Source organism: Salinibacterium sp. AL4.1, assembly GCF_059767305.1.
Genome location: NZ_JBSOQK010000001.1, coordinates 304,032 through 316,778 on the forward strand (window position 1 = coordinate 304,032; position 12,747 = coordinate 316,778).

Here is a 12,747-nt window from a genome sequence, read left to right on the forward strand (position 1 = left end):
GCACTGAGCAGTTAGAGATCGACAAAGGGCTCAAGGTCGTCGAGGTGAACCCGCAGTCCCGGCGGCGGTTGTTGGGCCCGCGGTGTGCCCGGTTTGCGACTGCGGCGTGCCACTGTCGTGGCCGTCACCACGAGCGCTTTCAGTTGCTCAGCGACGGCAGCACCGTCTTTGTAGTCGAAACGAACAATCGTGCGCACTAGTCCGTCGGGGAGGTCGACCGGGCCCAAGATATCGAGCGGCGCGACGGGGAGCTGGCGTATCGCATCATCGATCAGCGCAATCTTTCCGGTGAGCGTTGCGACGCGGACCGCTGGCGGAAAACGAAGCTCTCGTCGATCAGCGAGCTCTGTCTGGGCGAAATCCTCTTGGCGCCACGTCACGAGCGAAGTGGCTAGTGCGCCACCGACGCCCACGATCACCGTCGGCGCACCGTCGGCGGCCAACGCAATCGCGTTCGACCACCAGCGCAGACAGTCTTCCGCCACCCGCAGGCTCTCGCGCGCCAGCATGCCAGCACCATCGAGCAACAGCACCGCTCGATAGCCGCCTTCGGCTACCGGCTCAGCACCGCGAGTCGCAATGATGAGCGAAGGCTCGTTGGGGACCGTAAGCACTTGATGGTCACCATCAGCAACGATCACGCGATAGCCGGGGAACGCACGGCCCAATTCGTCGGCGGTTCGAGCACTGCCCGAGCCGACCATGCGCAGTTTCGTGCCGTCACACTCACGACAGCGCCATTTCACGGCAAGCGCTCCGCACCAGACACAACTGGGAGTCGCGGATGCCGAACGCTGCGCCAGCGGCCCGGCGCAGGTCGTACAGCGCGCCGTTTGCGCGCAGTCAGCGCAGGCGAGTCGAGGCGCATAGCCAGGGCGTGCGACTTGAACGAGAACCGGGCCCTCATCGAGACCTGCTCGCGCAGCCTTCCACGCCGCAGAGGGAATGCGAGCGATCGCGGCCAGCCGGTCTTGACTGACCTGGTTGGCCGAGGGAATTACTTTGGGCGGCCGAATACCGCCGGGGCTGAGCGCAACCAACCAGCCAACCTCAACAAGGCGTTGCACTTCGGTGCTGCGCGAGTGGCTGAGAAAAACCAGCGCGCACTGCTGTTGTTCTTGACGAAGCAGGGCGGCATCCCGCGTATGAATATAGGGCGAGAGGTTTTCGCTATAGAGAGAATCTCCGTCATCCCACACCACGATGAGCCCGAGATTGGCTGCCGGAGCGTAGACGGCCGATCGATTACCGATGATGACGTAGGGCGTGCCGTCGTGAGTGCGGAGAAAGTTGCCGTAACGCTTCTGCACACTCTGGCGAGCATCCAACCGCAGCACCCGGTCAGCGGGCAGCAGAGCGGCCGCGGCCGCTTCAAGCTGCTCTTGGTCGCGGAAGTCCGGGGTTGCGAGGATCGCCGTGGTACCCCGCGCGAGAGCTTGAGCCGCCAGTTCTACCATTGTGACGGCCCAACGGCCGACCCACACTCCGGGAGCAACCTCGGTCACTCCCGTCGGAGCGGAAAGAGCAGCTCGTTTGCGCTGCGCCACGAGAGTCGTGATCGCTCCCTCATCGAAGAAGGCAACCGCCGCCGGCTCCCCCGATGGTTCGAAGGTGTTCAAGGAGGGATCGGGAAGTGTCTTTTCGGCGCGCGCATGGCGTTTCGGAATACCCAGTCGCAAAACGTCAGCCGCATTGCCAGCGGCGCGGTCGGCCGCGGTGCGGGCAAGTTTCCAGACTTCAGGCGAGAGCACGGGGAACGGCGAGATCACCGTCTCGACTTCACTCAGCTTGCCTGCGTAATCGACCGTGTCGGTGAGCTCGACGATCCAGCCCTCGACGAGCCTGCCGAGTGTTCGGAGCGGCACTTTGACGCGCACGCCCGCCTTCGCGTCAGCACGAAGCTTCTCGGGAATCGAGTAGTCAAAGAGCCTGTCGAGTTGGGGCAGAGGCGAATCAATGAGCACCCGAGCGATGGATGCGTCAGTCATCGCTACAGGCCGGCCGCCTGGCGAAGCGCGTCGACGCGGTCGAGGCGCTCCCAGGTGAATTCGGGAAGCTCGCGGCCGAAGTGACCGTACGTCGCAGTCTTGGCGTAGATGGGGCGCAACAGATCCAGATCCCGGATGATCGCACCGGGACGCAGATCGAAGACGTCGTGGATAGCGCCCAACAGTGTCTCATCAGAGACATGGCCGGTACCGAAAGTCTCGACGTAGAGGCTCACGGGTGCCGCCCGCCCGATCGCATACGCGATCTGCACTTCCACGCGGTCAGCGAGGCCAGCAGCGACGGCATTCTTGGCGACCCAGCGCATGGCGTACGTTGCCGAGCGGTCGACTTTAGAGGGATCTTTTCCGCTGAACGCTCCCCCACCGTGACGGGAAGCGCCACCGTAGGTGTCGACAATGACCTTGCGGCCGGTGACGCCGGCATCGCCCTGAGGCCCACCGATCTCGAAGCGGCCGCTGGGGTTCACGATCGCCTGCAGGTTCGAGAGGTCGAAGCCCGAACTTTCGGCGATCGGGCGAACAACCAACTCTTCAATCTCCTGACGCAGCTGAGCGGTCGAGACAGAAGGTGAATGCTGCGTAGAAAGCACAACGGTCTCGATGCTGCGCGGCACGGATCCCTCGTAGCCGACCGTCACTTGAGTTTTGCCATCGGGGCGCAGGTAATCGACGAGGCCCTCTTTACGCACCTCGGCCAGGCGCTCGGCCATACGGTGCGCAAACCAGATGGGCGCGGGCATGAGCTGCGGGGTCTCATTCGTGGCGTACCCAAACATGACGCCTTGGTCGCCGGCGCCCAGGACATCCAGAGCGTCGTCCGAGTGCTCTTCACGCGCTTCGAGGGCACGGTCGACACCCTGAGCGATGTCGGGAGATTGCGCGCCAATCGAAATCGAAACTCCGCAGGAGCGACCATCAAAGCCGACGTCTGAGGAGTTGTAGCCGATCTCAGAAATACGGTCGCGCACGATGGCGGGAATGTCGGCGTAGCCGGTCGTGGTGACCTCGCCGGCAACGTGCACAAGGCCGGTTGTCACGAGAGTCTCGACGGCGACGCGGGCGTTCGGGTCTTCGCCGAGCAGCGCATCCAGGATGCCGTCGCTGATCTGATCACAAATCTTGTCGGGGTGACCCTCGGTAACGGACTCCGAGGTGAAGGTGCGCAGGGGCGAAGTCATAAGCCGTCTCCGGTAGTGATGAATGGATGTCAGCGGGCTGCGAACACAAGATCCAGAATGCGGTGAGCCACCGACAACTTGCTTCCGCTTGCCTCGCCCACTCTATCGCCGCCACCGTTGATGACGATGACAGTGTTACTGTCTGTGGCGAATCCGTCGGTCCAGCCGACTCGGTTGATCACGAGGTAGTCGCAGCCCTTGCGGGAGACCTTGCCGCGGCCCAGTTCGAGCAGTGCAGCCTCGTCCTGCTCGGTCTCTGCCGCGAAGCCCACGATTGTCTGCTCTCGCGGGCGGTCGTGAGAGAGTCCGCGCAGAATGTCAGGGTTCTCTTCTAACCGCAGCTCAAGCGTGCTTGAATCGCTGCGCTTCTTGATCTTGGATTGCGCTGTCTCTGCCGGGCGGTAGTCCGCGACGGCCGCCGCCATAATCACGAGGTCAGCGGATGCCGCTTCAGCCGTCACCGCCGCCTGCAGTTCGAGAGTTGTTCCCACCTGCACGCAGCGCACACCCGACGGCAACGGAACCTCCAGGTTCGCCGCAATCAGAGTGACATCGGCACCGCGGGCCGCCGCAGCCATCGCCAAGGCGACACCCTGCTTGCCACTCGAGCGATTACCGATGAAACGCACCGGATCAAGAGGCTCCCGCGTGCCACCTGCCGTGACCAGCACAGAGCGGCCCACGAGATCGCGAGTGGTGGCCGCGGCATCGAGAACCGCAGCAACAATGTCGCTGGGCTCAGACATCCGCCCCGGTCCGATATCAGAACCAGTCAGCTGGCCCGATTCGGGGCCGACAATGCGGATGCCGCGAGAGCGCAACATCTCGACATTGGCAATTGTGGCAGCGTTCTGCCACATCTCCGTGTGCATTGCCGGAGCAATGAGTACGGGAGCAGTGCTCGCCAGAATCGTATTGCCGAGAAAGTCGTTGGCTTGGCCTGTCGCGATCTTGGCGATCGTATTGGCCGTAGCCGGCGCAACAACGATCACGTCTGCGGCTTGGCCGACAGAGACGTGTCGGACCTCGTCCACACCCTCATAGAGGTCAGTGTGAACCGGGTTGCGACTGATTGCCTCAAGAGTGGGTAAACCCACGAACTTGAGGGCATTGCTTGTGGCCACGACGTGAACATCGTGGCCAGCAAGCACAAGCTCGCGCACAACAGAGACTGCTTTATAAGCAGCTATTCCGCCAGAAATTCCGACGACAACGTTGAGCGCGGTCACCGAGAAACGTTCTATTCGCCGCTGAGTCGCTTGAGTTCGAGCTTGTTTTCGTTGATCTCGTGGAGAGCAACTGAAAGAGGCTTGTCGTCGATCGTGGAGTCTACGAGCGGCCCGACGTTGTCGAAGAGGCTGCCTTCGTGAAGGTCTGCGTAGTAGTCGTTGATCTGACGAGCGCGCTTCGAAGCGAAGATAACGAGCTGGTACTTGGAGTCAACCTTCGACAGTAGTTCGTCGATGGGGGGATCAATGATGCCCGAGTTCTTGTCAGCCATAAGGGTGCTCCTTGGAGTCGGAAGTGGTCGCGCCAGCGGGCGCATCCATCAATTCTACGACTTCTTCAGCCGCTTGGCTTACTTCTGTGTTGACTACCTTCACATCGAACTCATCTTGAGCCGCCAATTCGACCTTCGCGGTCTCCAAACGGCGAGACTGTTCGGCGGCTTCTTCGGTGCCGCGACCGATGAGACGACGCACCAATTCTTCCCACGTGGGCGGGAGCAAGAAGACCAACAATGCCTCGGGCATGACCGTACGAACTGAGCGTGCGCCCTGCAAATCGATCTCAAGCAGCACGCGCTTACCCTCGGCCAAAGCGGCATCGATCGGCGGGCGCGGCGTACCGTAGCGGTAGGAGTTGTGCACGATGGCCCACTCGAGAAGTTCTTTGTTTTCGATCATCGAGTCGAACTCGTCGTCACTCACAAAGTAGTAGTGAACGCCGTTGACTTCGCCTGGGCGCGGCTTGCGAGTGGTCGCAGAAACACTGAGTAGAACGTCCGGATGATTCTCCCGAATGAAGCTAGAAACAGTTCCCTTGCCCACGGCGGTTGGCCCTGCCAGCACGACGAGGCGCGTCGGCTCGGGGCCTTGACGGCTCGATAGGTAGTCGGTCAATCGCTGACGTTGTTTCGGACCAAGCCCGCCGACTCGCTTGCGTTCGGCAATGGCGAGGTCGGCCATGATCGAGTCGACACGAGTTGGGCCAAGGGACGGAACGCTCATGAGCAGTTCACGAACAAGAAGCCGAGCTTCAGCGCTGTCGGGCTGAGCCCAAGCGGTGCGCGCAACGCTGAGAGCGGTCCGGGCGCGTTCTGCGACTTCGCGCTTGACTGCAGCCCGGGCGCGTCGCGCCGCGATCGCCGCGCGTGAGGCAGCCGCACGATCAACCGCGGGAGGTGCGGGACGGGGCGTCATTAGCGCACCTGCTCACGGAGTTGAGAACGCAACGAACGAAGTTCAGCCGGAATCTGACTCGCGCCCTCTTGAAGAACGCTTCGAGATACTGTCACGATCGTGTTCGACACAGCATCGCCGTACAGTTCACGAGCCTGCTCAACCTGAGCACCCTGTGCCCCGAAACCAGGAGCCAAGATGGGCAAATCCACAAGCTCACCGCTGGTGATGCCGTAGTCGGCGACCTCAACGGTCGCACCGATAACGACGCCAAACGACCCCAATCCACTTTCAGTGTTCAGAGCGGTCACATCTCGAACGACACTCGCCGCGACCGTAGCACCCTCGTGCTCACCTTCAGCGATTCGAGCCGTCTGGATGCTGCGAGCCGAGGCATTGGACGTCGCCGCAAGAACAAAAATCCCCTTGCCGGCCGACCGCGCCAGTTCGAAGGGCCTCGAGAGCTCAGAAACGCCCTGATAGGCCACCGCGGTCATTGCGTCAGCTTCCAGCGGCGAGCCGGGAGTGAGCCACGCTTGGCCATAGGCATCAACCGACGACGACAAATCGCCGCGCTTCACATCGGCGATAACAAGCAGCCCGGCGGAACGTGCCAGAGCGAAAGACTCCTCGAGAATCGCGTAACCCGCGGAACCGAAGCGCTCGAAGAACGCCACCTGGGGTTTGATCATTCCTACGTTGCCGGCTGCGGCATCCACAGCGCGCAGCGCAAACTCGCGAACGCCGTGGGCGTCGTTGGACAGATCCCAGGTTTCGAGGAGGAACGGATGGGGGTCAATTCCCATGCACACTCCCCCGAACTCGTCGAAGGTCTGCGCCAGCCGCGAAGCGAAACTAGGCATTGTTGGCAACCTTTTCGAGCTCGGCGGCGCGATCGAGCGCGTAATCCTGCAATGAACGAACGTCGAAGCCGTCGCGGATCGCTTCGAACGACGCGACTGCTGCGGCGAGTTGCGCAATCGTCGTGAAGATCGGCTTGTCGGCCGCAACCGTTGCGGTGCGAATCTCGTAGCCGTCGGCCCGAGCACTGCGACCGCTCGGCGTGTTGATGACAACGTCAACCTTGCCGTCGTTGATGAGTTCCACGATCGACGGCTCGGCCGCATCCAACTCTTGACCCATGAAGTACTTGCGCACGACTTGAGCCTCGATGCCGTTGCGGGCGAGGATCTCTGCGGTGCCTTCGGTGGCCAGGATCGTGAAGCCGAGCTGGCTCAACCGCAATACCGGCAGGATGACAGCGCGCTTGTCGCGGTCGGCAACAGAGACGAAGACCGATCCCCCATCGGGAAGACCGCCGTACGCAGCCTCCTGGCTCTTAGCGAATGCCTTAGGGAAGTTGGAGTCGATACCCATGACTTCACCGGTCGAGCGCATCTCCGGGCCGAGAACTGAGTCAACAACGTTGCCCTCAACGGTACGGAACCGCTTGAACGGCAGCACTGCTTCCTTGACTGATACCGGCGAAGTCGACGGCACTTGCGAGCCATCGAGCACAGGCAAGAGACCGCTCTCGACGAGAGAACGGATGCTTGAGCCAGCCATCACGAGAGCGGCCGCCTTAGCGAGCGGGATACCCAGAGCCTTCGACACGAAGGGAACGGTGCGGCTCGCGCGCGGGTTGGCTTCGAGCACGTAGAGGATGCCCTGGCCGATGGCGAACTGAACGTTGATGAGACCTCGAACGCCGATGCCTTCAGCGATAGCGAGCGTCGCTTCGCGAACCCGGTTGAGGACGTCGCGACCGAGAGTGACGGAGGGCAAGGTGCACGCGGAGTCGCCGGAATGAATACCGGCTTCTTCGATGTGCTCCATGATTCCGCCGACGTAGAGTTCATTGCCGTCATAGATGGCGTCGATGTCGATTTCGATGGCGTCATCCAAGAAGCGGTCGACCAAGAGCGGCGACGTCTCCGAAATGATGACGAGGTCGCGAACGCGCTCGAAGTAGTCAGCCAGCGCTTCGGAGTCGTACACAATTTCCATACCGCGACCGCCGAGAACGTGCGAAGGACGCACGAGAACGGGGTAGCCGATGTTCTCTGCAATTGCGATTGCTTCGGACTGGTTGGTTGCCGTGCCGTTCTTCGGAGCGAGCAGCCCAGCGTTGTCCAGAATCGCGGAAAAAAGTCCACGTTCCTCGGCAAGATCGATAGCTTCGGGAGTCGTGCCGAGAATGGGGATGCCGGCATCCTTCAATCCCTGAGCAAGCCCGAGCGCCGTTTGGCCACCGAGCTGCACGATGACACCCATGAGCTCACCGCTGCCGCTCTCGGCGTGAATGATCTCCAGCACGTCCTCGAGCGTGAGCGGTTCGAAGTAGAGACGGTCGCTCGTGTCGTAGTCGGTAGAAACCGTCTCGGGGTTGCAGTTGATCATGATCGTCTCGTAGCCAGCATCTGACAGCGCGAACGAAGCATGGACACACGAGTAGTCGAACTCGATGCCCTGACCGATACGGTTCGGGCCTGACCCGAGAATGACGACCTTCTTCTTGTCGCTGGGAACGACCTCAGTTTCAGAGTCATAGCTCGAGTAGTGGTACGGCGTCAGAGCCGGGAACTCGCCAGCACACGTGTCGACCGTCTTGAAGACGGGACGCACATCAAGGTTCCAGCGCACATCGCGCACCTCAGCCTCGGTCAGCCCGCGCAGATCAGCGATCTGAACGTCGCTGAAGCCGTGGTTTTTCGCGTGGGTCAACAGCGCCGCCGTCAGCTCAGGGGCCGCCGCGACATCAGCAGCAACTTCATTGATGAGCGCAATCTGGTCAATGAACCAAGGATCGATCTTGGTGGCGTCGAAGACTTCTTCTGAGGTGGCACCGGCACGCATGGCCTGCTGCACCGTGATGATGCGACCATCGGTAGCAACTGACGACAGCGTGAGCAGTTCGTCCTTGTTGCCGACTTCGCCGTTCCAGTGGAAGCTCGAATCGCGCTTCTCTAGCGAACGGAGTGCCTTCTGCAGGGCGGTCGAGTAGTTACGGCCGATAGCCATAGCTTCACCGACCGACTTCATCGTCGTCGTCAGACGGGTGTCGGCGGCAGGGAACTTCTCGAAAGCGAAGCGGGGAACCTTGACGACGACGTAGTCGAGCGTGGGCTCGAAACTTGCCGGAGTCACCTTGGTGATGTCGTTGGGAATCTCATCGAGGCGGTAGCCGATGGCGAGCTTGGCTGCGATCTTCGCGATCGGGAAGCCCGTTGCCTTCGACGCCAGCGCACTCGAACGAGACACTCGCGGGTTCATCTCAATGACGATGACGCGACCATTGGCCGGATCGATCGCGAACTGAATGTTGCAGCCACCGGTGTCGACGCCCACCGCGCGGATGATGTCGATACCGATGTTGCGCAGGTTTTGGTACTCACGGTCGGTCAGCGTGAGAGCCGGAGCGACCGTGATCGAGTCTCCCGTGTGCACCCCAACCGGGTCGACGTTCTCAATGGAACACACGACAACCGTGTTGTCCGAGGTGTCGCGCATGAGCTCGAGTTCGTACTCTTTCCAGCCGAGGATGCTCTCTTCGAGAAGAACCTCGGTAGTGGGACTCTGGTGAAGACCATCGGTAACCATGCGCACGAGCTCTTCGCGCGAGTACGCGAAGCCGGAACCGAGGCCACCCATCGTGAACGAGGGGCGGATCACGAGCGGATACCCGAGGTCTTCGGCAAACTCGACCGCTTCGGCGACGGTGTGAGCGATGTGCGACTTGGCGACATCCGCTCCACAGTCCAACACGAGCTGCTTGAAGATCTGGCGGTCTTCACCCTTGTTGATGGCTTCGAGGTTGGCGCCGATCAGCTCGACGTTGTACTTCTCGAGGATGCCGTGAGCGTCAAGCTCGATGGCCGCGTTGAGCGCTGTCTGGCCGCCGAGAGTCGGCAGCAGTGCATCCGGACGTTCCTTGGCGATGATCGACTCGATGACTTCCCACGTGATCGGCTCGATGTAGGTGGCATCGGCGAAGTCGGGGTCGGTCATGATCGTGGCCGGGTTCGAGTTCACGAGGATGACACGGATGCCCTCCTCACGCAGCACCCGGCACGCCTGCGTGCCGGAGTAGTCGAATTCAGCTGCCTGACCAATGACGATCGGGCCGGAGCCGATAACGAGTACCGATGAAATGTCGTCTCTCTTGGGCATTACTTGGCGTCCTTTGCGGTCTCGAGAACAAGGTCGCGGAACCTGTCGAAGAGGTAGTTGGCATCGTGGGGGCCTGAGGCCGCCTCGGGGTGATATTGAACGGAGAACGCGGGGATGTCGAGGGCGCGAAGGCCTTCGACCACGTTGTCGTTGAGGTTGACGTGGCTCACTTCTACGCGACCGAATCCTGCCGGTGACTGGCTGATCTCGCCGACCGGAGCGTCTACCGCGAAGCCGTGGTTGTGCGCCGTGATCTCGGTGCGCAGGGTCTGCACATCGATAACGGGCTGGTTGATACCGCGGTGACCAAACGGCAGCTTGTAGGTGCCGTAGCCGAGCGCGCGGCCCAAGAGCTGGTTGCCGAAGCAGATTCCGAAGAACGGGAGGCCCTTTTTGAGAACCTCGCTCAACAGTGCAACGTGACCATCGGATGCCGAGGGGTCGCCCGGGCCATTCGAGTAGAAGACGGCGACCGGTTCGATCGCGAGCATTTCCTCGAAGGTGACGGTCTGAGGAAGAACGTGCACCTCAAATCCACGCTCCGCGAGGTAGTTGAGGGTAGACGTCTTCACTCCGAGGTCGAGAACGGCGAGACGGCCAATGCTCTCGCCCTGTGCCTCGACGACGTACGCCTCCGACGTTGACACTTCAGAAGACAAGCTTTGGCCCGCCATCTCGGCCGCCGCGGTGATGGATGCGAGCTGCTCTTCGGTGCTGAGGTTCGCGGCTTCACCGGAGAAGATTCCGCCACGCATCGAACCGGCATCGCGCAGACGACGGGTGATAGCGCGGGTGTCGACGCCGCTGATACCGATAATCCCCTGCTCGGTGAGCTGGGCATCCAGCGACTCTTCCGCACGAAAGTTGGAGACGACACGGCTCGCATCGCGAACGACGAAGCCTGACACCCAAATTCGCGAGGATTCGGGGTCTTCGGAGTTCACACCGGTGTTACCGATGTGAGGTGCCGTCATCACGACGATCTGTCCCGCGTAGCTGGGGTCGGTGATTGTCTCTTGGTAGCCGGTCATCCCGGTCGCAAAGACGACTTCGCCGATCTTCTGGCCGCGGGCACCATAGGCCTGACCGAGATAGCGCGAGCCATCTTCAAGAACGAGCACTGCGGGTTCAAAGGTCACTGGGACTGCCTTTCGTTGCCGACGACACTATCGAGAGCGCGTTCACACGTCTCGGGGTCATCCATTCGGAAATAACTATCGACTGCAGTGCCATCGAGATTCCACTCGATCACCTGCAGCCCGTTGCTTTCGACCACACGGTCGATGGTCCAGGTTGCGCGGGTAATGCCGCGTACATCAGTGCGAGAAAGCCAGAGGTCGGGTGAGCCAGCGCGCGAAACCACGATGCCTTCGGGGTGCACTTCGAGAAGGCAGTTCGCGCGGAAACCCAAGCCGTGCACGTTGATGCGGTTGAGCTGATCTCCCGCGACAGTGGTCGCAACGTACTTGCCGCTGAAACGGAGGTCGGTGTCGTCGAGATCAACGGGCGGCGCGAGCGGTGCTCCGATGTGGGACTGTCGTCGCTTACGCGCACGCCAGCCGATGACCATCGCGGTAAGAGCGAGAGCCACGATGATGAGCACGATGACGATCGAGATTTCTTTAGCCACGAGCGGCCTCGCTCTCGGCGGCCCGCGCTTGCTGAGCGACTTCGGCCGCGTCTACGACGTCGCCATCCCGCACAGTTTCGTAGCCGTTGTGGATGGTAGTCATAACTCGACCAGGCAGTTCGCGCCCGAGGTAGGGCGAATTCGTGCTCTTGCCGCGAAGTGATTCCGCAGAGAACGTGGAACGAGCGCTCGGGTCGACCAGCACGATGTTGGCCGGGGCTCCGAGAGCGAACGGAATGGCGTAACCGTCGAGGCGGCCGATCTGCGCGGGCTTTTGCGAGAGCACGCGTGCAACATCCGCCCAGTCAAGCTGGCCGGTGTCCACAACAGCCTGCTGAACAACGTTGAGAGCAGATTCGAGCCCCACCATGCCGAACGCGGCTTCTGCCCACGAGCACTCTTTCGCCTCGGGCGGATGCGGTGCGTGGTCAGTCGCGACGATATCGATCGTGCCGTCGGCGAGGGCTGCACGCAAGGCGTGAACGTCTTCGTCGCGACGCAGCGGAGGGTTCACCTTGAAGCGGGCGTCATAGCCGCGAACGAGTTCCTCGGTGAGCAGCAAGTGGTGAGGCGTCACCTCTGCGGTGACGGCGATTCCACGAGCCTTCGCCCAGCGAATCACGTCGACCGAGCCGGCGGTCGAAAGGTGGCAGATGTGAAGTCGGGCACCCACGTGCTCGGCAAGCAAAACGTCGCGGGCGATAATCGACTCTTCCGCGACAGCAGGCCAGCCGGCGAGCCCCAGCTCACTAGAAACGGCGCCCTCGTTCATCTGGGCATCGACCGTCAGCGTGGGCTCTTGAGCGTGCTGCGCAACGACGCCGTCAAAGGTCTTGACGTACTCGAGTGCGCGACGCATCAGCAAGGCGTTGTGGACACATTTGCCGTCGTCCGAGAAGACGCGCACGTTGGCGCGAGAGTTGGCCATTGCGCCGATCTCAGAAAGCTTCACACCTTCGAGGCCCTCGGTCACCGCGCCGATTGGGCGCACTGTGGCGTATCCGTGGTCGAGGCCGAGCGACTGCACTTGCTCAACAACACCAGCGGTGTCTTGAACAGGCATCGTGTTGGCCATGGCGAACACGGCAGTGAAACCGCCCATTGCCGCAGCGCGCGATCCCGAAAGAACCGTTTCGCTCTGCTCGAAGCCGGGCTCGCGCAAGTGAGTATGAAGGTCGACGAGCCCCGGAAGTGCCTGAAGACCGGCTGCGTCGATCGTGCGGTCGGCAGAGGTTGCATCCGTGAAGACGCCGCGCTCGATCGTGAAATCTCCGCGCTCGCCATTCGGCAGGGTGGCGTTGACGATTCTGATACTCACGAGAGTCCTCTTCTCTGAATTAGTTCACGTTGAGGGGCGG

General features: G+C 61.6%; 10 protein-coding genes. All 10 read right to left on the bottom strand.

Annotated elements, in window-relative coordinates; translation table 11 throughout:
• Positions 1 to 11 precede the first annotated feature (11 nt).
• From ACWTV3_RS01535 to ACWTV3_RS01580, 10 genes are read right to left on the bottom strand one after another with little or no spacing between them, the layout of a single operon-like run.
• Positions 12 to 1,988, bottom strand: a complete 1,977-nt coding sequence (locus ACWTV3_RS01535; RefSeq protein WP_498476532.1) for a primosomal protein N' family DNA-binding protein — start codon at positions 1,986 to 1,988, stop codon at positions 12 to 14.
• Between the two features lie 2 nt (positions 1,989 to 1,990).
• Positions 1,991 to 3,187, bottom strand: coding sequence for a methionine adenosyltransferase (gene metK, locus ACWTV3_RS01540; RefSeq protein ID WP_498476533.1), 1,197 nt, complete (start codon positions 3,185 to 3,187; stop codon positions 1,991 to 1,993).
• A gap of 29 nt (positions 3,188 to 3,216) precedes the next feature.
• Entirely contained in the window at positions 3,217 to 4,416 is a 1,200-nt protein-coding gene (gene coaBC / locus ACWTV3_RS01545) for a bifunctional phosphopantothenoylcysteine decarboxylase/phosphopantothenate--cysteine ligase CoaBC (protein WP_498476534.1), read from the bottom strand.
• An 11-nt stretch (positions 4,417 to 4,427) separates the two neighbouring features.
• Positions 4,428 to 4,688 carry a DNA-directed RNA polymerase subunit omega gene (rpoZ, locus tag ACWTV3_RS01550; RefSeq protein ID WP_100388939.1) on the bottom strand — a complete coding sequence of 87 codons (261 nt, stop codon included), beginning with the start codon at positions 4,686 to 4,688 and terminating at the stop codon, positions 4,428 to 4,430.
• Positions 4,681 to 5,610, bottom strand: coding sequence for a guanylate kinase (gene gmk / locus ACWTV3_RS01555; protein ID WP_498476535.1), 930 nt, complete (start codon positions 5,608 to 5,610; stop codon positions 4,681 to 4,683). Before gmk ends, rpoZ begins: the two co-directional genes overlap by 8 nt.
• Positions 5,610 to 6,452 carry an orotidine-5'-phosphate decarboxylase gene (gene pyrF / locus ACWTV3_RS01560; RefSeq protein ID WP_498476536.1) on the bottom strand — a complete coding sequence of 281 codons (843 nt, stop codon included), beginning with the start codon at positions 6,450 to 6,452 and terminating at the stop codon, positions 5,610 to 5,612. The genes gmk and pyrF overlap by 1 nt, the downstream gene beginning before the upstream one ends.
• Positions 6,445 to 9,759 carry a carbamoyl-phosphate synthase large subunit gene (gene carB, locus ACWTV3_RS01565; protein WP_498476537.1) on the bottom strand — a complete coding sequence of 1,105 codons (3,315 nt, stop codon included), beginning with the start codon at positions 9,757 to 9,759 and terminating at the stop codon, positions 6,445 to 6,447. Before carB ends, pyrF begins: the two co-directional genes overlap by 8 nt.
• Positions 9,759 to 10,898, bottom strand: a complete 1,140-nt coding sequence (gene carA, locus ACWTV3_RS01570; protein WP_498476538.1) for a glutamine-hydrolyzing carbamoyl-phosphate synthase small subunit — start codon at positions 10,896 to 10,898, stop codon at positions 9,759 to 9,761. Before carA ends, carB begins: the two co-directional genes overlap by 1 nt.
• On the bottom strand, positions 10,895 to 11,389 hold the full coding sequence (locus ACWTV3_RS01575) for a PH-like domain-containing protein (RefSeq protein WP_498476539.1): 495 nt from the start codon (positions 11,387 to 11,389) through the stop codon (positions 10,895 to 10,897). The genes carA and ACWTV3_RS01575 overlap by 4 nt, the downstream gene beginning before the upstream one ends.
• Positions 11,382 to 12,707, bottom strand: a complete 1,326-nt coding sequence (locus ACWTV3_RS01580; RefSeq protein ID WP_498476540.1) for a dihydroorotase — start codon at positions 12,705 to 12,707, stop codon at positions 11,382 to 11,384. Before ACWTV3_RS01580 ends, ACWTV3_RS01575 begins: the two co-directional genes overlap by 8 nt.
• Between the last annotated feature and the right edge of the window lie 40 nt (positions 12,708 to 12,747).

Bases quoted from the DNA above. Each gene is read 5' to 3' on its own strand.
- ACWTV3_RS01535 (WP_498476532.1), bottom strand. From the start codon at position 1,988: ATGACTGACGCATCCATCGCTCGGGTGCTCATTGATTCGCCTCTGCCC.
- metK (WP_498476533.1), bottom strand. From the start codon at position 3,187: ATGACTTCGCCCCTGCGCACCTTCACCTCGGAGTCCGTTACCGAGGGT.
- rpoZ (WP_100388939.1), bottom strand. From the start codon at position 4,688: ATGGCTGACAAGAACTCGGGCATCATTGATCCCCCCATCGACGAACTA.
- gmk (WP_498476535.1), bottom strand. From the start codon at position 5,610: ATGACGCCCCGTCCCGCACCTCCCGCGGTTGATCGTGCGGCTGCCTCA.
- pyrF (WP_498476536.1), bottom strand. From the start codon at position 6,452: ATGCCTAGTTTCGCTTCGCGGCTGGCGCAGACCTTCGACGAGTTCGGG.
- carB (WP_498476537.1), bottom strand. From the start codon at position 9,759: ATGCCCAAGAGAGACGACATTTCATCGGTACTCGTTATCGGCTCCGGC.